Genomic DNA, 23,344 nt, shown 5'->3' with positions numbered 1-23,344 from the left:
CCCCGGCGATGTCGGAGGCCCCGCCCATCATGGACGCATGGACGCGTTCGCACTGCTCATCGCCGCCGTCGCCGCGATCGCCGGCCTCGCCGTCGGCTGGTATCTGGGTCGCAGCCGCGGCGCCGCCGACCTCGCCCGCGCGGACGCCGAGCTCGCCGTGGTGCGCGAGGAGCGCGACCGCCAGCACGACCTGTACCGCGACGCGGTCGAGCACGCGCGGCTGCAGCAGCACGACGCAGCGGAGCGCGCGCGACAGGAGAACGCGGTGCTCACCGCCCTCGCCCCGGTGCGCGAGAGCCTGCACCGCATGCAGCAGACGGTGACCGTGCTGGAGCGGGAGCGGCACGCGCAGTTCGGTCAGCTCAGCGAGCAGCTGCGCCGCGCCGAGGAGAGCGGCGAGGCGCTGCGCTCGACGACGGAGTCGCTGGCCGGAGCCCTGCGCTCCACCTCCGCGCGCGGGGTGTGGGGCGAGACCCAGCTGCGCCGCGTGGTCGAGGCGGCCGGCCTCACCCGGCACGTCGACTTCGACCTGCAGACCACGATCCGCTCGGACGCCGGGCAGGGCCGGCCCGACATGGTCATCCGCCTCGCCGGCGGCGCGTCGATCGCGGTGGATGCGAAGGCTCCGCTGGACGCGTTCCTCGCCGCCGGCGCCCTCGGCACGGAGGATCCGCAGCGCCGCGCGCTGATGCAGCAGCACGTCAAGGCGGTCCGCGCGCACGTCGACGCCCTCGCCAAGCGGGCGTACTGGTCGGGCCTCGAGACCAGCCCCGAGTTCGTGATCTGCTTCCTGCCCACCGAGTCGCTGCTGTCGACGGCCCTCGACGAGGATCCGGCCCTGCTCGACTACGCCTTCACGAAGCGGGTCGCGCTGGCGACCCCGGTGAACCTGTGGGCCGTGCTGAAGACGGTCGCCTATACCTGGAAGCAGCAGGAGCTGTCGGCCGAAGCGGCCGTGCTGCTCGACCTCGGCACGCAGCTGTACGAGCGGCTCGGCGTGCTCGCCGGCCACGCCGACGACCTGCGCCGCGCGCTGGAGCGCACGGTCGACAGCTACAACCGATTCGCCGGCTCGCTCGAGGGCCGGGTGCTCGTGACCGCCCGGAAGTTCCCCGGGGTGGACGCCGGGGCGCTGGCGGCACCGGCACCCGCGACAGGCGCGACGCGGCGGTTCACCGCGGAGGAGCTGACGGTGCCCGTCGTCGATGCGACGGACGGCATCCAGGCGGATGTCGGCGAACTGCGTGCACGGCTGGCCGCGCCCGACGACGCTACCGACGCGGCAGAGGAGGTCAGGCGCTCCCCGGAACCCCGCTGAGGAGGAAGACGACGGTCGCGGAGAAGAGCACGAAGGCGCCGATCATCCACCAGGCGCTGATCTCGTGGCCCTCTTCGCGGCGCACGCGGAAGAGCACGTCCGGGCGGCGGGACGCCTCCATCTCGACGACCTTCACCGTGCCGGTGTCGGTCACGGTCTCATGGCGATAGATGTTCTCCGCAGCCATCCTCATCACCTTCCTGCTCCGCATTCCGCGTTGCGCCGAATGCGCCGTGCACGCCGAAGGCGCCTCCACCATTGTGCCAGGTGGTGGATGAATCAGACGGAATGCGACCAGGTCGTTATCCGAGGCTGCTCCCTGGTGTGAGAGCACGCGCCAGGCCACGCCGGCTGCCGACCCTTCCCCGGCGGACGACGCGGGGCTAGGGTGAGGGAAAGCCGGAGACCGGGGGTTCCGCCATGACAGGAATGATCGCCGCAGCAGCGGCAACGGCAGTGGGCGTCGCGATCGCTTTCACCGCACTCGTGGCGCTGCTGCGCCGTCACGACCGCGCAGGCCGTCGCGCCGATGCGGTCGCCGGAGCGGATCCGCGCCTTGCCGCCGAGCTGCGCGAGGTGCAAGCCCAGATCGACGCCGGTCGGCGCGGCTACCGCGTCTGACCGTCCGCTCCCGGCGTCAGAGCCACTTCGAGACGAGGTGCTCCGACGCGATGCGGCGCAGGGTGCCAGACGCGCTGCGCAGCACGACGCTCTCCGTGTAGAGGTAGTCGCCCTCGCGGCGGACGCCGGCGACGAGCTGCCCGTCGGTCACGCCGGTCGCGACGAAGATCGTGTTGTTGCCGCGCACCAGGTCGTCGGCCTCGTAGACCTTGTCCATATCGAGACCGGCGTCGATGCCGCGCTGGCGCTCGTCGTCGTCCCTCGGCCACAGGCGCCCCTGGATGTGCCCGCCGAGCGCCTTGATCGCGCACGCGGTGACGATGCCCTCAGGGCTGCCGCCGATGCCGATGCACATGTCGGTGCGCGCTCCGTGCCGGGCCGCGTTGATGCCGCCGGCGACGTCGCCGTCGCTCATCAGGCGCGTGCCGGCGCCGGCCTCGCGGATCTCCTGGATGAGCTTCTCGTGGCGGGGACGGTTCAGCACGGAGACGACGATCTCCGCTACGGGCTTGTCGAGCGCGCCGGCCAGCCGCTTGATGTTCTCCGCGACAGGAAGCCGGATGTCGACGACGCCGACACCGGCGGGGCCGGTGACGAGCTTGTCCATGTAGAAGACGCTCGACGCGTCGAGCATGGTGCCCCGATCAGACACTGCGATCACCGAGATCGCGTTCTGCCGGCCGTCGGCGGTGAGGGTGGTGCCGTCGATCGGATCGACCGCGATGTCGTACTGCTGCGCCCATTCGACTCCGCTGCCGACGTGCTCGCCGTTGAACAGCATGGGGGCGTTGTCCTTCTCACCCTCGCCGATCACCACGACGCCGTCGAAGTCGACCGTGCCGAGGAAGGCGCGCATCGCATCGACCGCTGCCCCGTCGGCAGCCTCCTTGGCTCCTCGCCCGACGAACGGGACGGCGCGGATCGCGGCCGCCTCCGTGGCGCGGACGAGCTCCAACGCGAGGTTGCGGTCGGGGCTGAGGGGGCTGAGATCGGCTGTGAGGCTCACCATGGCACTCAGCGTAGGGGGCGCGCGGTTACGGATCCGCAGATTTCTGCGCTCGGATCATGAAAGATCTCGACTTCTTTAGCATGCGGAAGATCCGCCGCCGCGGGGCCGAAGTCATCCGCTCTGAATCGCGGATCCTACGGCGCTAGAGTGGCACCGACCCCCGTCATCCAGCACAGGAGAAGCCATGCCCGTTGCCACCCCGGAGCAGTACGCCGAGATGCTCGACCGCGCGAAGGCAGGCGGATTCGCCTACCCCGCGTTCAACGTCTCCAGCTCGCAGACGATCCACGCCGTGCTGCAGGGTCTTACCGAGGCCGGCTCCGACGGCATCATCCAGGTCACCACCGGCGGCGCCGACTACTTCGCCGGCCAGACGGTCAAGGCGCGTGCGACGGGCGCCCTCGCCTTCGCCAAGTTCGCCACCGAGGTCGCCAAGTCCTACCCCGTCACGGTCGCGCTGCACACCGACCACTGCCCGAAGGACGCCCTCGCCGGTTTCGTCGAGCCGCTCATCGCCGCGTCCGAGGAGGAGGTCAAGGCCGGCCGCAACCCCATCTTCCAGTCGCACATGTGGGACGGCTCAGCCGTGCCGCTGGCAGAGAACATCGAGATCGCCAAGGACCTCCTCCCCCGCATGAAGGCGATCAACGCGATCCTCGAGGTCGAGATCGGCGTCGTCGGCGGCGAGGAGGACGGCGTCAAGCACGAGGGTTCGAACGAGGCGCTCTACACGACCTTCGCCGACGTCGACCAGGCCGTGCAGGCGCTGGGCCTCGGCGACCAGGGCCGCTACATCGCCGCTCTCACCTTCGGCAACGTGCACGGCGTGTACAAGCCGGGCAACGTCAAGCTGCGCCCGGAGCTGCTCGGCGAGATCCAGGAGCAGGTCGCCGCCAAGTACGGCACCGGTCCGAAGCCGCTCGACCTCGTCTTCCACGGCGGATCCGGATCCACCGACGAGGAGATCGCGCTCGCGGTCGCCAACGGCGTCGTGAAGATGAACATCGACACCGACACCCAGTACGCGTTCACCCGCGCGATCGCCGGCTACATGTTCAGCAACTACGACGGCGTGCTCAAGGTCGACGGCGAGGTCGGCAACAAGAAGCTGTACGACCCCCGCGCGTGGGGCAAGGTCGCCGAGACCGCGATGGCCCAGCGCGTCATCGAGTCGACGCGCCAGCTCGGCTCGTACGGTCAGTCCAAGAGCTGACCGCAGCGCAGCAGCGTCCAGGAGCGCCGTCGGGATCCGTCCCGGCGGCGCTCCTGCCGTCTGCGGATCAGCCGCCGATCTTGGCGCCCGTGGCGTCCACGACCCACCAGATCCCCTGCACGCCCTGCCCCTTGACGTCACCGGCCGCCGTGTCGCCGGCATAGGTGTACAGCGGCCAGCCGTCGAGCGTGACCTGCTTCTTGCCGTCGGGCGTGGGGATCGTGCCCAGCGTGCCGGTGATCCCGTCCCCCTTCGGGGTGTCGCCGGTGGCGAGCACGGGCGGCCACAGCCCCAGGCAGGCCCCGGTGCACGCGCTCGTCTGCGTCCCCTTGGTGTCCTTGTCGAACACGTATGCGGTCATCCCGGCCGAGGTGACGACGACCTCGCCGAGCGACGTCTTCGCGACCTTCAGGTCGCCGGCCGCCGTGCTGGGCGCCTGCGGCGAGCTGGTCGTCTCCGAGCCGTACCCGCCGTACCCGTCGCTCGACGCCGGCGGCGCCGAGGATCCCGGCGCGGCTCCCGGCGAGCTGCATCCGGCCAGCACCAGTCCCAGTGCGAGGGCTCCGATCGCCCATGTCCTGCGCATGTCCTCATCCTTTCGACGGCGCTCCGTGCGGTGCGCTTCACTGGAAGAACGAGGTCGAGAGCGGTGCGGTTCAGCCCGGAGACGATCCGCCGCGGATGTCGTGACTGAGGACGACCTCGCCCGCTGCGGTGCGGATCTCGACCGTGCGGATGTCGCCCAGCGCCGCCGCGGTGCCCGCGGAGAGCCTCGCCGTGCGGCCCGGCTGGACCTTCCACGTCGACAGGTCCGTCGCCGTGCCGTCCCGCTGCACCACGGTGAGCACGTACGTCCACCCCGCATCCGGGGCGTCCGCCCCGTACAGGCACGCCATGTCGATCCGCGTACCCCACGCCACAGGGGTCAGCGAGACCGTGGCGCTGACCGGCACGGAAGCGGGCCCCTCCAGGGCCACCGACACCGCGGGCCGCGGTGCGAGCGCGACCACGGTGACGGGCACGGCGATCGCCAGTGCGGCCGCGATGCCGACGCCCGCCCACAGCGCACGACGGCGACGCCGGCGCCGGGCGTGCGCGATCGACAGCAGCTTCGAGGCGGCCGGATCGGGGGCGCCCGAACCGATGCGGCCCGCGTCCTCGGCGCTCAGTCTCGACAGCAGACCCACCGTCGGGGTGAGCTCGGCCACGGCGGCGCGGCAGTCGGCGCACTCCGCGAGGTGCGCCTCGAAGCGCGCGCGGTCGGCCGCGGACAGGGCACCCATCGCATAGGCGGCGTCCCAGGTCGCGAACGGGTCCGGATCGACGCTCACCGGATCACCCCTCTCTCCTGCAGGGCGAGCCGCAGGGCCCGCAGTCCATAGTGCATCCGAGACTTCACCGTGCCGGAGGGGATCCCCAGCTCCTGCGCGATCTCGTCGACGCTGCGCCCGCCGTAGTAGCCGGCGACGATCACGGCCCGATGCTCAGCGCTGAGTTCGGCGAGCGCATCCTCGATGAGGATCGCGTCGAACAGCCGGTCCGTGGCGTCCCCGGCGATGCGCTCCGGCACCTCGGCGACGGGACGCTCATGGCGCCGGCGGGCGCTGCGCGCCTCGTCGATGACGAGGTGCCGGGCCACCGTGAACATCCAGGCACGGGTCGTCGCCGCCTCCTGCTCCAGGATCCGCGGCGTGCGCCAGGCCCGCAGCAGGGTCTCCTGAACGACGTCGTCCGCGGACGAGCTGCTTCCGGTGAGCCGCATGACGTAGCGACGGATGGGTCCGGCGTGCACGTCGTAGAGCGCGGTCAGCCGCTCGTCGTCGTCATCCATCGTCGCCTCCTCATCAGGGAAACGAGATCCGCGACAGGAAGGTTCATCACGGGCTGCGCGGATCCGCCGCCCTCCGTGGATGCGATGAACCCGGCGCTCCCCTGCGCCGTTCTCCCAGTATGACCGTGTTCCTCGCCTCCGATCCCTACATCCTGTCCGGGCTCCCGCTGCATCCGCTGCTGGTGCACGCCACGGTGATCCTGACGCCCGCGACGGCGCTCGCCGTGGCCCTGGCGGCGGTCTGGCCCGCGGCCCGCCGCCGGCTGGGCGTGGCGACGCCGATCGCCGCGGCGCTCGTGGCGGTCCTGGTCCCGGTCACCGTGCTGGCCGGTCTCGACCTCGCCGCGAAGGTCGGGTCCACGCCCGCCATCCAGCATCACGGGGCGCTCGGCCTGTTGCTGATCCCGTGGAGCATCGCGCTCCTGCTGGCGGCCGTCGCCGTTCACCTGCGCGAGCGGATCGCCGGGCGGATCCGGCGGGCGCCGGTCGCGACGGCGATCTCCGTGGCGATCACGGTGGCTGCGATCATCTGCGCCACCGGGACGATGATCGTCGTCGTGCTGACCGGAGAGGCCGGCGCCCGCGCGGTCTGGGGCGGGATCGCCTGACCACGTCGAGCGCCGGATTCCGCACGCCTGCACGCGGATCATCCGCTCGGGAACCCTCGAAGTAGCTGATCGGATGATGTGGCGGGTGAGGGGCCGTTCCTAGCGTGGAGGACATGAACATCACCTTCTCCCGCACGCTGATCGCCGCCTCGACCATCGCCCTCGCCGCGGTGGCCGTCGTGCCCACGACCGCCGCCGCCGCGGCCCCCGCCGCCGCGACCGCATCCTTCTCCGCGCAGGCGCTGACCCCGTTCGAGACCCTGGCGTCCACCCCGTGGAAGACGACGAGCGCCCTCGACGCGCACGGCCACCGCGTCGCCCTCGACGATCCGGGCGTGAAGAACTTCGTCGGCTGGGCCTACTTCACGGCCGACGGCACCTTCACGATGTACAACCTCGACGACAGCCCGAAGATGCACGGCGACTGGGACGTGCCCGCTGACGGCGCGACCCGCTGGATCGCCGCCAAGGACGCGAACGGCAACGTGCTGTTCCAGCGCGTCGTGCCGATCGTGGAGCTGAACAAGAACGTCTTCACGTACCGCGTGTTCCCGAACGCGGCCGACACGAGCGTCTACTACGACATCGTGCACACCAAGACCAACCACGTCGAGCCGGGCACGGACGGCCGCGGCCCCGGCGCGAACGGCAGCAGCGCGACCGGCGACGGCGATTACCACTTCAACAACGGCAACGCCCGCTGAGCCGCGGATCGAAAGAGCCCGGCTCCTCCAGGAGCCGGGCTCTTCGCGTCGACGGGCTACTACTTGAGCTGCCCGTTCAGGAACGACACCACGGCGGGATCCGAGAAGAACGGCACCATCATGCAGAACGACGAGAGCATGACGAAGACGACGCCGCCGAGCACCGGCACCCACCAGGTGAGCCTGCCCCGGCGCAGCCGCTGCACGGTCCATGCGGCCGTCGCGAGCCAGCCCGCGATCAGGATCGACCCGGCGACGATGCCCCAGATCCTCGCCTGCTCGTAGTTCGAGAAGGTGCCGGAGATCCCGAGCGCCTGCAGCATCGTCGCCATGAGCGCGGACGGGTTCAGGAACTGGAAGATCGAGGTGATCACGTTCCACAGGCCGTAAGCCAGCAGCGCGATCGATGCGATCCGGTCGACCGGGTGCGCGGGCCGGCTCCCCGCGTCCGTTGCGGTGACCGCCGGCTCCGCGTTCGGCACCGGAGCGGGCACGACCGGCGACGGGAGGGGGCGCCCGGCGCGCCGGCTCTGCTCCTCCGGTGTCGCGTACTCGCCGAACTGCGGGCGGGGCGGGGAGGGATCGGCGGGGTGCGGACGAGGATCGGACACGCGCCCCATGGTACCGGCGGGGCCTCGGAGCGTCGTGGGAGCACGGCTCGCGAGGCCCCGCCGGGGTTGATCGGGCGGGATCCGGACCCGTCATTCGATCCGCGCGATCACACTGCCCTGCGCGACCTCGGTCTCCTCGGGGACCACGATGCGCAGGATCCCCGACTCCTCGGCGTGGATCTCCATGTCGACCTTGTCCATCGCGACCTCGGCGATGAGGTCGTCGGCCTGGACCTGCTCCCCCTCGGATGCGAACCACGTGACGATCACCCCGGTCGCACCGGCCTCGGCGGACATCTCCGGGAAGGTCACCTCGGTCATGACGCCATCGCCTCTCGGACGGCCGCCTCGATGCGAGCGGGCGTGGGCAGCACCGCGTACTCGAGCACGCTCGCGTACGGGATCGGCACGTCGGGCACGGCCACCCGGGAGACGTGCTTCAGGACGGCCGGATCGCGCTCCACGACCGAGGCGATCACCTCGCCGCTGACGCCGAAGGACTGGTAGTCCTCGTCGACGACGATCAGCCGGCCCGTCTTGGACACCGAGGCGAGGATCGCGTCGCGGTCGAGCGGCACCAGGCTGCGCAGGTCGATGACCTCGACGTCGATGCCCTCCGCGGCGAGCTTGTCCGCCACGTCGAGGCTGTGGTGCACCGAGAGCGACAGCGTGACGATCGTCACGTCGCTGCCCTCCCGCGCCACCCGCGCCTTGCCGATCGGCACCTCGTAGGCCTCCTCGGGCACGGCGCCGATCGAGCGCGGGTTCTTCTTCATCCAGCCGAGCCCCATCACGCCCTTGTGGAACAGGTAGACGACCGGGTCGTCCGAGCGGATCGCGGCGGTCATGAGCCCCTTCGCGTCGTACGGGTTGGACGGGACGACGACCTTCATGCCGGGAAGATGCGCGAACGTCCCCCACAGGTTCTGCGAGTGCTGGGATCCGTCCGAGTAGCCGCCGCCCGTCGCGCTCATCAGCACCATCGGCACCTTCACGTTGCCGCCGGACTCGAAGTGGATCTTCGCCATGTGGTTGTAGATCTGATCCATGCAGACGCCGAAGAAGTCGACGAACATGAGCTCGACGACCGGCCGCATCCCCTCCACGGCCGCACCGATGCCGAGCCCGATGAACGCCGTCTCGGAGATCGGCGTGTCCAGCACGCGGCGGGGGCCGAACTCGTCGAGCAGCCCCGTCGTCGCGGAGAAGATGCCGCCATAGGCGCCGACGTCCTCCCCCATCACGAAGACGCCGTCGTCGGTGCGCATCTGCTGGGCGATGGCCTCGGACACCGCCTTCGCCGTGGACAGCTTGCGCCGCCCCGGCTCCGGCTCGACGGGCAGGGTCGCGGGCAGATCGATGGTGGTGCTCATGAGCGTGCTCCTTCGGCGAAGACGTAGGCGAGGGCGTCGGCGGGGTCGGGGATGGGAGAGGACTTGGCGTAGGCGATCGCGTCCTCGACGCGGTCGACCGCGGCCGCCGAGATCGCCGTCGCGTCGGCCTCGGTGAGCGCGCCGCCGGCGAGCAGCGCGTCGCGGTAGGTGGGGATGGGATCCCGTCCGGGCACGCCCTCGAGGTCGCTGCGGTACCCCTGCGCGTCCCCTTCGAAGTGGCCCCAGAGCCGCAGCGTGTGCACCTCGATGAGGCTCGGCCCGTCGCCGGCGCGCGCCCGGCCGACGGCCTCGCCGACCGCCTGCCACACGCCCTCGACGGAGTTGTCCTCGACGCGCACGCCCGGCATGCCGTACGCGGCGGCACGGTCGGCGTTCGAGGCGACCGACGTCGACGCCGCGCGCGGCACGGAGATGCCCCAGTCGTTGTCCTCGACGACGAAGACGACGGGGAGCTGCCACAGCGCGGCCAGGTTGAGCGATTCGTGGAAAGCGCCCTGGTTCGCCGCGCCCTCGCCGGTGACCGCCACGGCGACGCGGTCGGATCCGGCGCGCTGGAACGCGAACGCCTGGCCGAGAGCGGGCGGCAGGCCCTCGGCGATGATGCCGGAGCAGGAGAAGTGCGTGGCGGGGTCGAAGAGGTGCATGTGCCCGCCGCGGCCCCGGCCGAGGCCGGTCTCCCGCCCGAAGATCTCCGCGGTCATCGCGCGCAGGTCGATGCCGTGCGCGATCGCGACGTGGTGCGGGCGGTGCGTGGCGGTGAGCGCGTCATCGGCGCTGAGGTGCGCGCCGATGCCGGCGGCCACGGGCTCCTGCCCCGCAGACAGGTGCATCTCTCCGGGCACCAGGCCCGCGCCGATGTCGAAGCCGGGCGACTTGTCCGCGTGGTACTCGCGCAGGATCGCCTCCTCGTAGGTGCGGATCAGCACCATCGTGCGATACAGCGCGACGCGTTCCGGATCCGTGAGCGTGGATCGATCGACCATGATCTCCTCCTCGGGTCGGGACCTCGCCGTCGAGGCCCCAGGGGTCTTGGATCACACGGTAGGCAGGGCGCCGGGGCCGCGGCAGTGCCGCGTTTTCACATGCTGAAGGCGTTTCAGATGCTGAAATCGCCGGGGTTGTCGACGGCGGCAGAGGGCCCGCCGTCGTCCCGGATCAGCCGTCGCCGCGGGTCAGACCTGGAACTGGCCGAAGCGGTCCGCGCCCAGCTGCAGCGAGAGCCGGCCCGCGATCACGCCGAGCCGGCGGGCGAGATCGTCGATCTGCACGTCCCGCCGGTCCGTCGGCACGGAGACCGCGAGCGAGGCGGTCACCCCCGGCGCGCTGACAGGCACGGCCACGCAGGTGTGCCCGATGGCGTACTCCTCGCGCTCCAGCGTCCAGTCCCGCGGATGCTCGAGCTGCGTCAGCAGGGCGCGCCGGTCGCTGATGGTGTGCGGCGTGAGCTCGCCCAGCGGATGGCGGGCCAGGTAGTCGAGGCGCTGCTCGCGCGGCAGCTCGGTGAGGATCTGCTTGCCCAGGGCGGTGGCGTGCGCACTGTCCTGCAGGCCCACCCACAGCTCCACGCGGGGGCTGCGCCGCGCGTCCACGATGTCGATGAGGTGCACCTCGCCGTCGCTGTACCGGGAGAGGTACGCGGTGACGCCGAGCTGGTCGGTCGCCTCGTTCAGGGCGGCCCTGACGCGGGCGAGGAACACGCCGCGCCCGTCGCGCTCCGCGCTGAAGCCGGGGAACCGCGGACCCAGCACGAGTCCGTCGGGCTCGGTCTGCAGGTAGCCCTCGTGCACCAGCGTGCGCACGAGGTTGTACGTCGTGCCGAGGGTCAGCCCGGAGGCGGCGGCGAGGCTCTTGGCGGGCACCGGGCGCGCCGAGTTCGCGACGATGTCGACCAGCGACAGGGCGCGCTGGACCGACCCGATCAGCGTCTGCTCGCGTTGCATGGTGCCGCCTTCGTCCACCCGTTCCCGGTCAGGATACCGCGGCGGCGGCCCTGCTCAGCGCGAGGTGCGCCCGCCCAGAGCGCGCTCGTCGCGCTGCCCGGAGACGTCCTGGCGCAGCTCCTTCGGCAGCGAGAACATCAGGTCCTCCTCGGCCGTGCGCACCTCCTCGACATCGCCGTAGCCGGCCTCGGCGAGCGCGGCCAGCACCTCCTGCACCAGCACCTCCGGCACGGAGGCGCCGCTGGTCACGCCCACCGTCGCCACGCCGTCGAGCCACTCCTGGCGCACCTCGTCGGCGTAGTCCACGCGGTAGGCGGCCTTGGCGCCGTACTCGCGCGCGACCTCGACCAGGCGCACGCTGTTGGACGAGTTCGCGGATCCGACCACGATCACCAGATCCGCCTCGGCCGCGACCTTCTTGATCGCGACCTGACGGTTCTGCGTGGCGTAGCAGATGTCGTCGGAGGGCGGATCCTGCAGCTCGGGGAACCGCGTGCGCAGCCGGTTCACGGTCTCCATGGTCTCGTCGACGGACAGCGTGGTCTGCGACAGCCAGACGACCTTGCTGGGGTCGCGCACCTCGACCGTGTCGGCCTCGGCCGGGGAGTTCACCACGGTCACGTGGTCCGGCGCCTCGCCGGCGGTGCCCTCGACCTCCTCATGCCCGTCGTGGCCGATGAGCAGGATCTCGTAGTCGTCGCGGGCGAAGCGCACGGCCTCGCGGTGCACCTTCGTCACCAGCGGGCAGGTGGCGTCGATCGCGTGCAGGTGGCGGTCCTCCGCCGCGGAGACCACCATCGGGGAGACGCCGTGCGCGCTGAAGACGACATGCGAGCCCTCGGGGATCTCGTCCACCTCGTCGACGAAGATCGCGCCCTGCGCCTCGAGCTCGGTCACCACGTGGATGTTGTGCACGATCTGCTTGCGCACGTACACGGGGGCGCCGTAGCGCTGCAGCGCCTTCTCCACGGCGACCACGGCACGGTCGACCCCGGCGCAGTATCCGCGCGGAGCCGCGAGCAGCACGCGCTTGGCGCCGTCGACCGGACGGTCCTGCAGGGGCTCGCGCACGCCCTCGGGACGGCGACGGGGGATCTGCGGCACGGGCAGCGCGACGGGTGAACTCACGCCCTCGATTCTATCTGCGCCTCCTGGCAGGAGGCCGGGACGGCCCGACCCGTCCGCCCCGCCCGCACGGCGTCGGGGGCCCGAGTTATCCTGAACCCGCCCTCTCCGCTCCCTGGCAGGGGGCGGCTGCGCCCGTGCGCGCGGCCCGATCGACAGGATGCGATGACCGTCTTCCACGCAGTCGCCGGCGAGACCCCGCCGGCCGATGCCGTCTCCCCGCGTGACTCCACGGCCGATGCGCCGACCTCGATCGCCCGGCTGAACGCAACCATCCGCGACTTCGTCGCCCAGTGGGGCACGGTGTGGGTCGAGGGCGAGATCACCAGCTGGAACCTGCGTGCCGGCAACGTCTTCGCCCGGCTCAAGGACACCCGCTCCGATGCGCAGATCTCGATCCGGATCTGGTCGAGCGTGCGCGCGCGGATCCCTGCCGACCTCGCCGTCGGCGACCACGTCGTCGCCGCCGTCAAGGCCGACTACTTCGTCAAGGCAGGCGACTTCAGCTTCACGGTCTCGGCGATGAAGCACGTCGGCCTCGGCGACCAGCTCGAGCGGCTGGAGCGGCTGCGCGTGCAGCTGCGCCAGGAGGGCCTGTTCGACGCCTCCCGCAAGAAGCCGCTGCCGTTCCTGCCGCACGTGATCGGGCTCATCACCGGCGAGAACTCCGACGCCGAGAAGGACGTGCACCGCAACGCCGAGCTGCGCTGGCCGCAGGTGCGCTTCCGCACCGTGCACGCCGCCGTGCAGGGCGACCGCTGCGTGCCCGAGACGCTCGCCGCGCTCAAGCGGCTGGACGCGGATCCTGACGTCGACGTGATCATCATCGCCCGCGGCGGCGGCGATCCGCAGACCCTGCTGGGCTTCAGCGACGAGCGCCTCGTGCAGGCGGTCGCCGCCGCGACCACGCCGGTGGTGAGCGCCATCGGGCACGAGAACGACCATCCGCTGCTGGACGACGTCGCCGACCTGCGCGCGTCCACCCCGACCGACGCCGCCAAGCGCGTGGTGCCGGACGTGAACGAGCAGCGCGCGCTCGTCGCCCAGCTGCGGGCGAGGGCGACCACCCGGGTGTCGCAGCGGGTCGCGCACGACATCGCCCAGCTCGAGCAACTGCGCTCGCGGCCGGTGCTGCGCGATCCGGATCCGCTCATCGAGCGTCGCGCCCAGGAGGTGTGGCTGCTCGCGGCCCGGTCCCGCGATGCGCTCGGCCGCACGGTCGACGCCGCCGCGCGCCGCACGGCGGAGCTGCGCGCCTCGCTGCGCGCGCTCTCCCCCGCCGCGACCCTCGCCCGCGGCTACGCCATCGCGCACCGCGACGACGGCCGGATCGTGCGCGACGCCGCCGACGCGCCGGCCGGCACCGTGCTGACGGTGACGGTGGACCGCGGGTCGCTGCGAGCGCTGTCGGAGGGCGAGATCGCGGAGTCGCCCGATCCCGGCACGGCCGGTGCGGGCTCAGTCGCACCGGGCGGGGCGCCGGATGAGCGCCGGTAGGATGGGGGCGTGACTGTGTCGAACGAGCCGTCCGCCTCCGCAGGGACCTCTGCGCCGACCGTCGCCGATCCCGCGTCGCTCAGCTTCGAGCAGGCCAGGGACGAACTGGTGCGCGTCGTCGCCGAGCTCGAGCAGGGCGCGCCGACGCTGGAGCAGTCGCTCACCCTGTGGGAGCGCGGGGAAGCCCTCGCCGCACGCTGCGAGGAGTGGCTCCTCGGCGCCAAGCGTCGTCTCGACTCCGCCCGTTCGCGCGTCGAGAACGAAGAGGACGAGCGATGAGCCGCGCCCCGAAACAGCCGCCCGTGGTCGCGGAGCTCGGACGGCCGGAGACGCCTCAGGAGACCGCCGACCGCAAGGCCGCCTCCTCCGCCGCTTATCGGTCCAGCCAGACCTTCCGCGGCCTCATCGCCGCCTTGATCGCGACCGTCGGCGTCGTGCTGCTCATCGTGCTCATCGTGCCCCGGGGCGACTTCACGGGCGCCAACGCGGTCGACCTCCCCGCGGCGGCGAAGAACGCCGAGAGCACTCTGAACCGTCCCGTCCTGCTGCCGAAGCCGCCGAACAACTGGCGGGTTAACAAGGCCGTGCTCATCGACGGCAAGCCCGTCGTGTGGGACATCACGGTGGCGCCTCAGGCCGACGACGCCCGCGGCTACGCCCACATCGCGCAGGCGTTCGACGCCGACGCGGACTGGGCCCTCACCCCCCTGCGCGGCACGGCGCCGGAGGGCGTCGTGAAGATCGGGGCGCGCACGTGGGATGAGTACGTCTTCCCCCACCCCGACCAGTCGGCGAACATCGACTACGCCCTCGGCACCCAGATCGGCAAGGACTACGTCCTCGTCTACGGCGCCCTCGGCAAGGCCGGCACCGCCGAACTGGTCGCGAAGATCAGCCCCCAGATCGACGACCTCGAAGGCGGACGATGACCGACAACACCACCCTGACCCCGGACGAGGCCTGGCGGCTCATGGTCGAAGGCAACCGGCGCTTCGTCGCCGGAACGCCCGAGCACCCCAACCAGGACGTCGGCAAGCGCCACGAACTGGTCGACGGGCAGGCCCCGATGGCCACCCTGTTCGGCTGCTCCGACTCGCGCCTGGCCGCCGAGATCATCTTCGACAAGGGCCTCGGCGATCTGTTCGTGGTGCGCAACGCCGGGCAGGTCATCGGCGAGTCGATCGTGGCCAGCCTGGAGTACGCCGTCGCCGTCCTCGGCGTGCCGCTCATCGTCGTCCTCGCGCACGACAGCTGCGGCGCGGTGCGCGCAGCCATCGACGGCACCGCGATCGACGCGGCCCCGCTCCCGCCGCACATCTGGAAGCTCGTCGCCCCGATCGTCCCGGCCGCACGCAAGGTCCTGGCCGAGCAGGGCGGATCCACCGTGGCCGACATCGATCCCGACCTCGTCGGCCAGGAGCACCTGCGCAACACCGTGCGCGACCTGCTGCAGTCCTCGGAGCTGATCGCCCAGGCCGTGGCGGACGGCCGTCTCGGCATCGTCGGCGCCAACTACCGCCTGAACGAGGGCACGGCCGTGCCCGTCGTCACTGCGGGCCTGAACGACGCCCCCTGAACATCCCCCCACATCATCCCGTCACATCTGGAGGAACAGCAGTGACCGACATCGAATACCGCGTCGAGCACGACACCATGGGCGAGGTGCGCGTGCCCGTGAACGCGCTCTACGGGGCGCAGACCCAGCGCGCGGTGGAGAACTTCCCGATCTCCGGCAAGGGCCTGGAGTCGGCGCAGATCGCCGCGCTGGCGCGGATCAAGAAGGCCGCCGCCCTCGCCAACAAGGAGCTCGGCACGCTCGACGGCGCGATCGCCGACGCCATCGCCCAGGCCGCCGACGAGGTCGCAGCAGGCAAGCACGACGGCGAGTTCCCGGTCGACACGTACCAGACCGGATCCGGTACGTCGTCGAACATGAACATGAACGAGGTGCTCGCGACCCTCGCGACGCGGATCCTCGGGGCGACGGTGCACCCGAACGACCACGTGAACGCCTCGCAGTCGTCGAACGACGTGTTCCCGACCTCGGTGCACATCGCCGTGACCCAGGCCCTGATCGACACCCTGATCCCGGCGCTCGACCACCTCGCCGTCGCCCTCGAGGCCAAGGCGGAGCTGTGGAAGGACGCGGTGAAGTCCGGGCGCACGCACCTCATGGACGCGACCCCGGTCACCCTGGGCCAGGAGTTCGGCGGCTACGCCCGCCAGATCCGCCTCGGCATCGAGCGCGTGCAGGCCGCCCTCCCCCGCGTCGCAGAGGTCCCGCTCGGCGGCACCGCGGTCGGCACCGGCATCAACACGCCGCTCGGCTTCCCGCAGAAGGTCATCGCGCTGCTCGCCGCGGAGACCGAGCTGCCGATCACCGAGGCCAAGGACCACTTCGAGGCCCAGGCGAACCGCGACGGCCTCGTCGAGGCGTCCGGTGCGCTGCGCACCATCGCGGTCTCGCTGACCAAGATCAACAACGACCTGCGCTGGATGGGCTCGGGCCCCAACACCGGTCTCGGCGAGCTGCACATCCCCGACCTGCAGCCGGGCTCGTCGATCATGCCGGGCAAGGTCAACCCGGTCGTCCCCGAGGCCGTGCTCATGGTGTGCGCGCGCGTGATCGGCAACGACGCGACGGTCGCCTGGGCCGGCGCCTCCGGCTCGTTCGAGCTGAACGTGGCGATCCCCGTCATGGGAACCGCGCTGCTCGAGTCGATCCGACTGCTCTCCAACGCCGTCCGCGTGCTCGCCGACAAGACCGTGGACGGCCTGCAGGCGAACCTCGAGCGCGCCGCGGCGTTCGCCGGCATGAGCCCGTCGATCGTCACGCCGCTGAACAAGGTCATCGGCTACGAGGCCGCCGCGAAGATCGCCAAGCACGCCGTCGCCAAGGGCATCACCGTCCGCGACGCTGTGATCGACCTCGGCTACGTGGAGCGCGGCGAGATCACCCTCGAGGACCTCGACGCCAAGCTCGACCTGCTGTCGATGACGCACGCCGGCTGATATCCCCGCTCGCACGGATGCCGCGTCCCCTGGGGGCGCGGCATCCGTCGTTTCGGCTGTCCTGCAGGCGTCCCCGACGCTGCTCACGCTGCGCTGACGCCGCGCCCTCCTAGACCGGCTCGAACCGGAACCGCACGAGCACCGCGAGGGTGTCATCCGTCACGCAGAACGCCGGGTCCCCGACGTGGTCCCGGTACTCGGATCCGTGCCAGAAGCCCTCGTGTCCCGCACGCCACTCGGCGACGGATGCGAAACCCTCTCCTTCCGCGAGCGCGTGCTCGAGATCGACGTCGCCGATGCGGACGATCCGCACCTCGCTGATCTGCTCGATGCCGACCGGATCCCCTGCGGAGTTGATCACGACGGCGCGGTCGCCGACCTCGGGAAGGGGCTCGCCCTCGCGCTCGTAGTCGCAGAGCAGGCTCGTCGTGGAGGTCTTCTCCCCCGCGATGATCGCCGCGACGAGCGCGTCGCGCAACGGGCCGGGAAAGCCGTACTCGGAGACGGGCAGCTTTTCGGTCATCCCCTCAGCGTATGCGGCGATGGATGCAGGACCGTGCGACGCCTGCAGGGCCGAGACGACGGATCGGTCTGGCATCCGTCACCGGCTCCTGCAGGCGTCGCGCCCGTCGAAGGGCCCGCGCCCTGGCGTCAGCTGAGCTCTCCGCCCTCCAGCAGCTCGGTGACGAGGGCGGCGATCGCGGAGCGCTCCGAGCGCTGCAGCGTCACGTGCCCGAAGAGGTTGTGGCCCTTCAGGGTCTCGATGACGCTGGCGATGCCGTCGTGGCGGCCGACGCGCAGGTTGTCCCGCTGGCCCACGTCGTGCGTGAGGACGACGCGGGAGTTCTGGCCCATCCGGCTCAGCACCGTGAGCAGCACGTTGCGCTCCAGGGACTGCGCCTCGTCCACGATCACGAACGCGTCGTGCAGCGAGCGCCCGCGGATGTGGGTGAGCGGCAGCACCTCGAGCATGCCGCGCTCGACGACCTCGTCCATGACGTTGCCGGAGACCACGGAGCCGAGCGTGTCGAACACCGCCTGTCCCCACGGGCTCATCTTCTCGTCCTTGTCGCCCGGCAGGTACCCGAGTTCCTGGCCGCCGACGGCGAACAGCGGGCGGAACACGATGATCTTCTTCTGCTGCTGGCGCTCCAGCACCGCCTCGAGCCCCGCGCACAGCGCGAGCGCCGACTTGCCGGTGCCCGCACGGCCGCCGAGCGAGACGATGCCCAAGTCCGGATCCAGGAGCAGGTCGATGGCGATGCGCTGCTCGGCGGAGCGTCCATGCAGGCCGAACACCTCGCGGTCCCCGCGGACCAGGGCGTACTCGCCGTCGCCCGTGACGCGGCCGAGGGCCGATCCCCGCTCGGAGTGGATGATGAGACCCGTGTTGACGGGGAGGCCGATCGCCTCCTCGCTCGTGCCGACCTCGCTCTCGTACAGGTCGCTCATCTCGTCGCCGGAGAGCGAGATCGAGCTGATCCCGGTCCAGCCGGAGTCCACGGCCTGCTCGGCGAGGTACTCCTCGGCGTTGATGCCCAGCGAGGCCGCCTTGACCCGCATCGGGAGGTCCTTGGAGACCACCGTGACGTCCTGCCCGTCCCCCGCGAGGTGCATCGCGACGGCGAGGATCCGGCTGTCGTTGTCGCCCAGTCGGATGCCGCTGGGCAGCACCGAGAGGTCGGTGTTGTTCAGCTCGACGCGCAGCGTGCCGCCGTCGCCGATCGGGACCGGGAAGTCGAGCCGGCCGTGCTCGACGCGCAGCTCGTCGAGGTGGCGCAGCGCGCGCCGGGCGAAGTAGCCGAGCTCGGGATCGTGACGTTTGCCCTCCAGCTCTCCGATCACGACGACCGGCAGGACGATGGAGTGCTCGGCGAAGCGGAAGAACGCCTGCGGATCCGACAGCAGCACGGACGTGTCGAGCACGTACGTCTTCAGATCCTGGTCGGGCGTTGCACCTCCCCGAGATCCTGCCGTTTCGCCGGCGGCGCTGGTGCGGGTGCTGCTCTTCAGTGCGGTACGTGCGGCCACAACCCTCTCCCGACCCGGGAAAGTTCCCGGTGCTAGGCGAGTCGACCAGGGCCACGAGTCGCGATCCTTGAGGCCGACTCGATCGGACGCCGTGTCCGATGCCATGAACGTACGACTCCCCGACGTCCCGGCGCACCTCCGACACGCCTGGTTGAAGGTTAAGTCCGTGTTAACTGTTCACGACGCCCGTGAGCGCTTCGTCGAGCATGCCGAGGGTGTCCGCCGACGTCCCCGCGTGCGGGGAGACGCGCACTGCTCCGTCTCGCACGGTGACGGCGATCCCGGAGGCGGCGAGCGCCGCGCCGACGCGCTCGGGGTCCGTCGGTGCCAGCACCACGATCCCGGCGCGCCGCGCCGCCTCCCGCGGCGAGGTCACCGGGATCCGATGCCGGTCGGCGATGTCCAGCACCGCGTCGACGCGCTCGGCCAGCACCGCGGCGACGTCCGCGACGCCCACCGCCCGGATTTCCGCGGCCGCCGCGGCGAGCTGTGCCGAGGCGAGCGGATCCGCCGCGCTGACGGCGTAGGCCTGCCCGGACGGAGCCGGCTCGGGCAGGGCGTCGGCGGGCAGGCCCGCGGCGGCCGTCGCGATCCGCCCGCTCAGCACGGGGCGGATCCTCTCGCGGGCCTGTGCGGTGAAGCGCGCGAAGCCGCTCCCCCGGCCGGCGCGCAGCCACTTGTAGCCGTGCCCGACGACGACGTCGGCGGCCGTCCAGTCCTCGTCCACCACGCCGAACGACTGCACGGCGTCGACGATCAGGAGCCGCTCGGGACCGAGCGCCTCGCGCAAGGCCTCCAGGTCGGCTCGGTAGCCGGAGCGGAAGTCCACGTGGCTGACGACGAGGGCGCTGACGGCGGGATCCAGTGCCGCGACGACGGCCTCCGGCGTCACCCGGGTGCCGGCGGGCGAGATCCACCGCGGCGCGAGCCGCCCCGCGGATGCGGACGCGGCGCGCTCGAGGGTGATCGTGACACTGGGGAACTCCGCTGCCGATGCGATGACGATGCCGTCCAGCCCGGCGAGCGCCTGCTGCAGCGCGTGCGTGGACGACGGGTGCAGGGTCACCTCGTCCGCGTCGGCGTCGAGCAGAGCCGCCACGTCGCGCCGCGCGGCGTCGTCGTTGCCGGACGCGGCGCCGATGTCGTCGGCCCGTCCGGTCGCGAGGAGCGCGGCCGTGTCGTGCAGGGCGGTCGTCGCCGCCGGGGATATCGGCCCGAACGCCGCCCAGTTCAGATACCCCGCATCCTCGCCGAACGTGGCCGTGTACTCGTCGATCGCGCGCATCCCGCCAGTCTGACACGGGGCCGACGGCTTCCCTGACGGCCCCCGGCGGAGTGGCTCGCACGGCGGAGGAGGGAAGGCGCACGACGGCGCGTCGACCGACGACAACGCGGCGAGCCGCCCGCGGCGGCGGTCAGCGCCCGAAGCGGCGGTCGCGGTCGGCGTAGTCGCGGATCGCCCGCAGGAAGTCGACCTGACGCAGATCCGGCCCCAGCGCCTCCACGAAGTAGAACTCGCTGTGCGCGCTCTGCCAGAGCAGGAAGTCGCTGAGCCGCTGCTCGCCGCTGGTGCGGATGACGAGGTCGGGATCCGGCTGTCCGCCCGTGTAGAGGTGCTCGCCGATCATCTCGGGGGTGAGATGGGCGGCGAGGTCCTCCATCGTGCCGCCGGAGGCGTCGTGCTGGGCGAGGATCGACCGCACCGCGTCGACGATCTCGTTGCGTCCGCCGTAGCCCACCGCGAGGTTCACGTGCAGGCCGGTGTGGCTGCGGGTGCGCTCCTCGGCCTCGGCCAGCACCCGCGCGAGCTCGGGCGGGAGGATCTCCGCGCGTCCCACGTGCTTCACGCGCCAGTTCCCCTCGTGGGAAAGCGCGTCGGCGAGCTCGCCGATGATCTCGATGAGGTCGGCGAGCTCGGCGGAGTCGCGCTTGCGCAGGTTGTCGGCGGAGAGCAGATACAGCGACACCACGCCGACGCCGAGCTCGTCGCACCAGCCCAGGAACTCCCGCATCTTCGCCGCACCGGCGCGGTGTCCGTGCGCCGGGGTGGCGTACCCGAGCTGCCGCGCCCATCGGCGGTTGCCGTCGATCATCATCGCGATGTGATGCGGCACCGACTGCGGATCGAGCCTGCGTCGCAGCCGTCGGGTGTACAGCCGATAGAGGGGGCCGTTCCCTGACTGATCGGACCGTGCGCTCACGTGAATACGCTACCGCGCGCGCGGCGTCCCACGATCAGCGCGTTCCCATGTCGCACACGGGGTATGTACGGCGTACGGCATGCGCGGCGGCTTAGAGTGCAACCATGCGCAGAGCGACCCGAACCGCTGCACCGGAAGTGCCCCAGCTGCCTCTGCTCGAGGCGGCCGCCGTCGACGCACAGATCGACATCAAGCCGACCTGGCGGGGCTGGATCCACGCGGGCACCTTCCCCGTCGCGATCGCGGCCGGGATCGTGCTCATCGTGCTCGCCCAGGGCGGGGTCGCGAAGTGGGCCGCGGCGGTGTTCATGGTGACCTCGATGCTGCTGTTCGGCAACTCGGCCCTGTACCACCGCTTCAACTGGAAGCCGAAGACCAAGGCGGTGCTCAAGCGCATCGACCACGCCAACATCCTGCTGCTGATCGCGGGCACGTACACCCCGCTCGCGACGCTGGCGCTGCCGCCGGCGAAGGGCGTGCTGCTGCTGTCGCTGGTGTGGTCGGGTGCGATCCTGGGGATCCTGTTCCGGGTGTTCTGGATCCACGCCCCGCGCTGGCTGTACGTCGCGCTCTACCTGCTGCTCGGCTGGGCGGCCGTCATGTACATCGTGGATCTGGTGAACGCCAACGTCGCGATGATGGTGCTGGTCTGCGTGGGCGGACTGCTCTACACCGGCGGTGCGATCGTCTACGCGCTGAAGAAGCCCAACCCCTGGCCGGGGCGGTTCGGCTTCCACGAGATCTTCCACGTGTGCACGGTGCTGGCGTTCCTCAGCCACTGGACCGCGTGCCTGCTGATCTCGCTGGCGCCGCTGCACCCGTCGCTGGGGCTTCCGGGCTGAGTCAGGCCTTCGGGTCGCCCTCGCCGGCGTCCGGTGCGTTCTCACCGCGCGCTGCGGCCTCTTCCGCGTCGAGCTCGGCGCGGACCTCCTCGCGGTACCGCACCCGCCGGATGCGGCGCTGCATGTCCCAGATGAGCAGCGCGACGAAGACGACGACCACCGCCACGATCACGAAGCCCACCGGGCCCGGCGTGACCAGGTTCGGGTCGACCGTCGGGGTGGGAGTGGGGGTCGCCGTCGCAGCAGCCAGGATCGTGTCGAGCATCGGATCGCCTTTCGTCTTCAGCCCTCCGGGCCGGCGGGCCCTTCAGGGTCGAGCCCGCCGTCGCCGTGGGCTACCGGGGTCGTCCGGCCGGTCGGGCGCAGGGCCGCGCGCGGGATAACCTGGAACCACCAGCCTAACGATCGGATGCACCCCGCCGTGACGACCCCCGCCCAGCTCGACGAGCGCTACGGCCGCGGACCGCGCCGTCGTCTTCCGATGGTCATCGCGATCGCCGCGGCGGCGGTCGTCGTCGGCGTGTTCGGCTGGTGGACGTGGCAGGGGTCGGCCGACACCGTCGACGTGACGGGAACCGGCTACCACCTCGTCGACAGGCACAGCGTCACCGTGTCCTTCCAGATCTCCGCGCCGGCGAACCGGCCGGTGCACTGCATCGTGGAGGCGCAGGACGAGGAGTTCGGGATCGTGGGCTGGCGCCTGGTCTCCTACCCCGCCTCCGAGAAGCACACGCGGGCGTTCACCGAGCACGTCCCGATCGTCGCCGCCGCGACGACGGGTTTGGTGAACTCCTGCTGGGTGTCCTAGGCTCGTCCTGTTGATCGACGCCCCGGCAGGTGCCGGGGCGTCTTGGCATATCCGGGACCTCCCGGATCCGATTCGCAAGGAGTTCACCGTGTCGAACGACGCACAGGTCCCCTTCCTGACGCAGGAGGCGTACGACCGTCTTGTCGCGGAGCTGGAGAACCTCTCCACGGTCGGCCGCGAGGAGATCGCCAAGCGCATCGAGGTCGCCCGCGAGGAGGGCGACCTCAAGGAGAACGGCGGCTACCACGCCGCCAAGGACGAGCAGGGCAAGATCGAGGCGCGCATCCGCACCCTGGAGACGCTGCTGAAGACGGCGAAGGTCAGCGAGGCCCCGCCGAGCCGCGGCATCGTCGAGCCCGGCACGGTCGTCACGGCTACCGTCGCCGGCGGTGAGGAGGTCTTCCTCCTCGGCAGCCGCGAGATCGCCGGCGGCACCGATCTCGACGTGTACAGCGAGGCGAGCCCGCTCGGATCCGCGATCCAGGGCCTCAAGGTCGGCGACAAGACCTCGTACGAGGCGCCGAACGGCCGCTCGATCGAGGTCGAGATCCTGAAGGTGGAGACCTTCGTCGGCTGACC

At 71.3% G+C, this 23,344-nt stretch carries 29 protein-coding genes; 13 read left to right on the top strand and 16 right to left on the bottom strand.

Annotation, left to right across the window (positions count from 1 at the left end):
- Window positions 1-37 precede the first annotated feature (37 nt).
- Window positions 38-1,318, top strand: a complete 1,281-nt coding sequence (locus AERO9AM_RS06670) for a DNA recombination protein RmuC (RefSeq protein ID WP_159575439.1) — start codon at window positions 38-40, stop codon at window positions 1,316-1,318.
- Here the strand turns inward: AERO9AM_RS06670 and AERO9AM_RS06665 are convergent.
- Window positions 1,293-1,505 carry a UDP-N-acetylmuramyl pentapeptide phosphotransferase gene (locus AERO9AM_RS06665; protein ID WP_159575438.1) on the bottom strand — a complete coding sequence of 71 codons (213 nt, stop codon included), beginning with the start codon at window positions 1,503-1,505 and terminating at the stop codon, window positions 1,293-1,295. The genes AERO9AM_RS06670 and AERO9AM_RS06665 overlap by 26 nt on opposite strands.
- 233 nt (window positions 1,506-1,738) lie before the next feature.
- Here AERO9AM_RS06665 and AERO9AM_RS06660 point away from each other — a divergent pair, with 233 nt between their 5' ends.
- Entirely contained in the window at window positions 1,739-1,939 is a 201-nt protein-coding gene (locus AERO9AM_RS06660) for a hypothetical protein (protein WP_159575437.1), read from the top strand.
- Window positions 1,940-1,955: 16 nt separating this feature from the next.
- On the opposite strand, the gene glpX is transcribed toward AERO9AM_RS06660, so the two are convergent.
- Window positions 1,956-2,948, bottom strand: coding sequence for a class II fructose-bisphosphatase (gene glpX, locus AERO9AM_RS06655; RefSeq protein ID WP_159575436.1), 993 nt, complete (start codon window positions 2,946-2,948; stop codon window positions 1,956-1,958).
- 184 nt (window positions 2,949-3,132) lie between these two features.
- Here glpX and fbaA point away from each other — a divergent pair, with 184 nt between their 5' ends.
- Window positions 3,133-4,161, top strand: a complete 1,029-nt coding sequence (gene fbaA / locus AERO9AM_RS06650) for a class II fructose-bisphosphate aldolase (RefSeq protein WP_159575435.1) — start codon at window positions 3,133-3,135, stop codon at window positions 4,159-4,161.
- A gap of 67 nt (window positions 4,162-4,228) precedes the next feature.
- On the opposite strand, the gene AERO9AM_RS06645 is transcribed toward fbaA, so the two are convergent.
- The 3 genes from AERO9AM_RS06645 to AERO9AM_RS06635 all read right to left on the bottom strand — a co-directional run bounded on the left by AERO9AM_RS06645 (window position 4,229) and on the right by AERO9AM_RS06635 (window position 5,992).
- Window positions 4,229-4,747 (bottom strand): COG4315 family predicted lipoprotein, encoded by a 519-nt coding sequence (locus AERO9AM_RS06645; RefSeq protein ID WP_159575434.1) that lies wholly within the window; start codon window positions 4,745-4,747, stop codon window positions 4,229-4,231.
- Window positions 4,748-4,817: 70 nt separating this feature from the next.
- A complete protein-coding gene (locus AERO9AM_RS06640; RefSeq protein WP_159575433.1) occupies window positions 4,818-5,492 on the bottom strand; it encodes a zf-HC2 domain-containing protein in 675 nt (224 codons plus the stop codon).
- Entirely contained in the window at window positions 5,489-5,992 is a 504-nt protein-coding gene (locus AERO9AM_RS06635; protein ID WP_159575432.1) for a sigma-70 family RNA polymerase sigma factor, read from the bottom strand. The genes AERO9AM_RS06640 and AERO9AM_RS06635 overlap by 4 nt, the downstream gene beginning before the upstream one ends.
- A 119-nt stretch (window positions 5,993-6,111) precedes the next feature.
- On the opposite strand from AERO9AM_RS06635, the gene AERO9AM_RS06630 reads away from it, so the two are divergent.
- Both AERO9AM_RS06630 and AERO9AM_RS06625 read left to right on the top strand, forming a co-directional pair.
- Entirely contained in the window at window positions 6,112-6,600 is a 489-nt protein-coding gene (locus tag AERO9AM_RS06630; RefSeq protein ID WP_159575431.1) for a DUF2231 domain-containing protein, read from the top strand.
- Between the two features lie 113 nt (window positions 6,601-6,713).
- Window positions 6,714-7,304 carry a DUF4822 domain-containing protein gene (locus AERO9AM_RS06625; RefSeq protein ID WP_159575430.1) on the top strand — a complete coding sequence of 197 codons (591 nt, stop codon included), beginning with the start codon at window positions 6,714-6,716 and terminating at the stop codon, window positions 7,302-7,304.
- Window positions 7,305-7,363: 59 nt separating this feature from the next.
- Here the strand turns inward: AERO9AM_RS06625 and AERO9AM_RS06620 are convergent, their stop codons facing one another.
- From AERO9AM_RS06620 to AERO9AM_RS06595, 6 genes are all read right to left on the bottom strand, one after another.
- A complete protein-coding gene (locus tag AERO9AM_RS06620) occupies window positions 7,364-7,915 on the bottom strand; it encodes a DUF6264 family protein (RefSeq protein ID WP_159575429.1) in 552 nt (183 codons plus the stop codon).
- Window positions 7,916-8,005: 90 nt separating this feature from the next.
- Window positions 8,006-8,236, bottom strand: coding sequence for a lipoyl domain-containing protein (locus AERO9AM_RS06615; protein ID WP_159575428.1), 231 nt, complete (start codon window positions 8,234-8,236; stop codon window positions 8,006-8,008).
- Entirely contained in the window at window positions 8,233-9,288 is a 1,056-nt protein-coding gene (locus AERO9AM_RS06610) for an alpha-ketoacid dehydrogenase subunit beta (protein ID WP_159575427.1), read from the bottom strand. The genes AERO9AM_RS06615 and AERO9AM_RS06610 overlap by 4 nt, the downstream gene beginning before the upstream one ends.
- Window positions 9,285-10,292 carry a thiamine pyrophosphate-dependent dehydrogenase E1 component subunit alpha gene (locus AERO9AM_RS06605; RefSeq protein ID WP_159575426.1) on the bottom strand — a complete coding sequence of 336 codons (1,008 nt, stop codon included), beginning with the start codon at window positions 10,290-10,292 and terminating at the stop codon, window positions 9,285-9,287. The genes AERO9AM_RS06610 and AERO9AM_RS06605 overlap by 4 nt, the downstream gene beginning before the upstream one ends.
- A gap of 189 nt (window positions 10,293-10,481) precedes the next feature.
- Window positions 10,482-11,249 carry an IclR family transcriptional regulator gene (locus tag AERO9AM_RS06600; RefSeq protein ID WP_159575425.1) on the bottom strand — a complete coding sequence of 256 codons (768 nt, stop codon included), beginning with the start codon at window positions 11,247-11,249 and terminating at the stop codon, window positions 10,482-10,484.
- Window positions 11,250-11,303: 54 nt separating this feature from the next.
- On the bottom strand, window positions 11,304-12,320 hold the full coding sequence (locus AERO9AM_RS06595; protein WP_159577411.1) for a 4-hydroxy-3-methylbut-2-enyl diphosphate reductase: 1,017 nt from the start codon (window positions 12,318-12,320) through the stop codon (window positions 11,304-11,306).
- Window positions 12,321-12,539: 219 nt separating this feature from the next.
- Between AERO9AM_RS06595 and xseA the strand changes: the two genes are divergently transcribed.
- From xseA to AERO9AM_RS06570, 5 genes are read left to right on the top strand one after another with little or no spacing between them, the layout of a single operon-like run.
- On the top strand, window positions 12,540-13,871 hold the full coding sequence (gene xseA / locus AERO9AM_RS06590) for an exodeoxyribonuclease VII large subunit (protein WP_159575424.1): 1,332 nt from the start codon (window positions 12,540-12,542) through the stop codon (window positions 13,869-13,871).
- 15 nt (window positions 13,872-13,886) lie between these two features.
- Window positions 13,887-14,150: an exodeoxyribonuclease VII small subunit gene (locus AERO9AM_RS06585; protein WP_159577410.1), complete on the top strand. Its 264-nt coding sequence runs from the start codon at window positions 13,887-13,889 to the stop codon at window positions 14,148-14,150.
- Window positions 14,147-14,800, top strand: a complete 654-nt coding sequence (locus AERO9AM_RS06580) for a DUF4245 family protein (RefSeq protein ID WP_159575423.1) — start codon at window positions 14,147-14,149, stop codon at window positions 14,798-14,800. Before AERO9AM_RS06585 ends, AERO9AM_RS06580 begins: the two co-directional genes overlap by 4 nt.
- Window positions 14,797-15,447, top strand: coding sequence for a carbonic anhydrase (locus AERO9AM_RS06575; protein WP_159575422.1), 651 nt, complete (start codon window positions 14,797-14,799; stop codon window positions 15,445-15,447). Before AERO9AM_RS06580 ends, AERO9AM_RS06575 begins: the two co-directional genes overlap by 4 nt.
- A 41-nt stretch (window positions 15,448-15,488) precedes the next feature.
- Entirely contained in the window at window positions 15,489-16,883 is a 1,395-nt protein-coding gene (locus tag AERO9AM_RS06570) for a class II fumarate hydratase (RefSeq protein ID WP_159575421.1), read from the top strand.
- A 109-nt stretch (window positions 16,884-16,992) separates the two neighbouring features.
- On the opposite strand, the gene AERO9AM_RS06565 is transcribed toward AERO9AM_RS06570, so the two are convergent.
- The 4 genes from AERO9AM_RS06565 to AERO9AM_RS06550 all read right to left on the bottom strand — a co-directional run bounded on the left by AERO9AM_RS06565 (window position 16,993) and on the right by AERO9AM_RS06550 (window position 21,115).
- A complete protein-coding gene (locus AERO9AM_RS06565) occupies window positions 16,993-17,406 on the bottom strand; it encodes an ASCH domain-containing protein (RefSeq protein WP_159575420.1) in 414 nt (137 codons plus the stop codon).
- Between the two features lie 128 nt (window positions 17,407-17,534).
- Window positions 17,535-18,821 carry a PhoH family protein gene (locus AERO9AM_RS06560; RefSeq protein WP_236602689.1) on the bottom strand — a complete coding sequence of 429 codons (1,287 nt, stop codon included), beginning with the start codon at window positions 18,819-18,821 and terminating at the stop codon, window positions 17,535-17,537.
- A 262-nt stretch (window positions 18,822-19,083) separates the two neighbouring features.
- The gene (locus AERO9AM_RS06555; protein WP_159575418.1) at window positions 19,084-20,199 is read right to left on the bottom strand and encodes an aminotransferase class V-fold PLP-dependent enzyme; all 1,116 of its coding nucleotides are present in this window, start codon (window positions 20,197-20,199) and stop codon (window positions 19,084-19,086) included.
- Window positions 20,200-20,329: 130 nt separating this feature from the next.
- A complete protein-coding gene (locus AERO9AM_RS06550) occupies window positions 20,330-21,115 on the bottom strand; it encodes an isoprenyl transferase (protein WP_159575417.1) in 786 nt (261 codons plus the stop codon).
- Between the two features lie 104 nt (window positions 21,116-21,219).
- Here AERO9AM_RS06550 and trhA point away from each other — a divergent pair, with 104 nt between their 5' ends.
- On the top strand, window positions 21,220-21,957 hold the full coding sequence (trhA, locus tag AERO9AM_RS06545) for a PAQR family membrane homeostasis protein TrhA (protein ID WP_159575416.1): 738 nt from the start codon (window positions 21,220-21,222) through the stop codon (window positions 21,955-21,957).
- Window position 21,958: 1 nt separating this feature from the next.
- Here the strand turns inward: trhA and AERO9AM_RS06540 are convergent, their stop codons facing one another.
- Entirely contained in the window at window positions 21,959-22,222 is a 264-nt protein-coding gene (locus tag AERO9AM_RS06540) for a hypothetical protein (protein WP_159575415.1), read from the bottom strand.
- 156 nt (window positions 22,223-22,378) lie between these two features.
- Between AERO9AM_RS06540 and AERO9AM_RS06535 the strand changes: the two genes are divergently transcribed.
- On the top strand, window positions 22,379-22,765 hold the full coding sequence (locus tag AERO9AM_RS06535) for a DUF4307 domain-containing protein (RefSeq protein WP_201298594.1): 387 nt from the start codon (window positions 22,379-22,381) through the stop codon (window positions 22,763-22,765).
- A gap of 88 nt (window positions 22,766-22,853) precedes the next feature.
- The gene (gene greA / locus AERO9AM_RS06530) at window positions 22,854-23,342 is read left to right on the top strand and encodes a transcription elongation factor GreA (RefSeq protein ID WP_159575413.1); all 489 of its coding nucleotides are present in this window, start codon (window positions 22,854-22,856) and stop codon (window positions 23,340-23,342) included.
- Window positions 23,343-23,344: the final 2 nt, after the last annotated feature.

It is taken from the genome of Microbacterium sp. 8M (assembly GCF_902506375.1).
In the GTDB taxonomy this organism is placed as follows: domain Bacteria; phylum Actinomycetota; class Actinomycetes; order Actinomycetales; family Microbacteriaceae; genus Microbacterium.
The sequence above is the reverse complement of the archived record's forward strand: the minus strand, read 5'-3'. Positions and strand labels throughout refer to the sequence as shown.

What these genes read in the sequence shown, in the direction of transcription:
- AERO9AM_RS06670 (WP_159575439.1), top strand. Translation starts at nt 38, where the DNA reads ATGGACGCGTTCGCACTGCTCATCGCCGCCGTCGCCGCGATCGCCGGC.
- AERO9AM_RS06665 (WP_159575438.1), bottom strand. Translation starts at nt 1,505, where the DNA reads ATGGCTGCGGAGAACATCTATCGCCATGAGACCGTGACCGACACCGGC.
- AERO9AM_RS06660 (WP_159575437.1), top strand. Translation starts at nt 1,739, where the DNA reads ATGACAGGAATGATCGCCGCAGCAGCGGCAACGGCAGTGGGCGTCGCG.
- glpX (WP_159575436.1), bottom strand. Translation starts at nt 2,948, where the DNA reads ATGGTGAGCCTCACAGCCGATCTCAGCCCCCTCAGCCCCGACCGCAAC.
- fbaA (WP_159575435.1), top strand. Translation starts at nt 3,133, where the DNA reads ATGCCCGTTGCCACCCCGGAGCAGTACGCCGAGATGCTCGACCGCGCG.
- AERO9AM_RS06645 (WP_159575434.1), bottom strand. Translation starts at nt 4,747, where the DNA reads ATGCGCAGGACATGGGCGATCGGAGCCCTCGCACTGGGACTGGTGCTG.
- AERO9AM_RS06635 (WP_159575432.1), bottom strand. Translation starts at nt 5,992, where the DNA reads ATGGATGACGACGACGAGCGGCTGACCGCGCTCTACGACGTGCACGCC.
- AERO9AM_RS06630 (WP_159575431.1), top strand. Translation starts at nt 6,112, where the DNA reads ATGACCGTGTTCCTCGCCTCCGATCCCTACATCCTGTCCGGGCTCCCG.
- AERO9AM_RS06625 (WP_159575430.1), top strand. Translation starts at nt 6,714, where the DNA reads ATGAACATCACCTTCTCCCGCACGCTGATCGCCGCCTCGACCATCGCC.
- AERO9AM_RS06615 (WP_159575428.1), bottom strand. Translation starts at nt 8,236, where the DNA reads ATGACCGAGGTGACCTTCCCGGAGATGTCCGCCGAGGCCGGTGCGACC.
- AERO9AM_RS06610 (WP_159575427.1), bottom strand. Translation starts at nt 9,288, where the DNA reads ATGAGCACCACCATCGATCTGCCCGCGACCCTGCCCGTCGAGCCGGAG.
- AERO9AM_RS06605 (WP_159575426.1), bottom strand. Translation starts at nt 10,292, where the DNA reads ATGGTCGATCGATCCACGCTCACGGATCCGGAACGCGTCGCGCTGTAT.
- AERO9AM_RS06600 (WP_159575425.1), bottom strand. Translation starts at nt 11,249, where the DNA reads ATGCAACGCGAGCAGACGCTGATCGGGTCGGTCCAGCGCGCCCTGTCG.
- xseA (WP_159575424.1), top strand. Translation starts at nt 12,540, where the DNA reads ATGACCGTCTTCCACGCAGTCGCCGGCGAGACCCCGCCGGCCGATGCC.
- AERO9AM_RS06580 (WP_159575423.1), top strand. Translation starts at nt 14,147, where the DNA reads ATGAGCCGCGCCCCGAAACAGCCGCCCGTGGTCGCGGAGCTCGGACGG.
- AERO9AM_RS06575 (WP_159575422.1), top strand. Translation starts at nt 14,797, where the DNA reads ATGACCGACAACACCACCCTGACCCCGGACGAGGCCTGGCGGCTCATG.
- AERO9AM_RS06565 (WP_159575420.1), bottom strand. Translation starts at nt 17,406, where the DNA reads ATGACCGAAAAGCTGCCCGTCTCCGAGTACGGCTTTCCCGGCCCGTTG.
- AERO9AM_RS06555 (WP_159575418.1), bottom strand. Translation starts at nt 20,199, where the DNA reads ATGCGCGCGATCGACGAGTACACGGCCACGTTCGGCGAGGATGCGGGG.
- trhA (WP_159575416.1), top strand. Translation starts at nt 21,220, where the DNA reads ATGCGCAGAGCGACCCGAACCGCTGCACCGGAAGTGCCCCAGCTGCCT.
- AERO9AM_RS06540 (WP_159575415.1), bottom strand. Translation starts at nt 22,222, where the DNA reads ATGCTCGACACGATCCTGGCTGCTGCGACGGCGACCCCCACTCCCACC.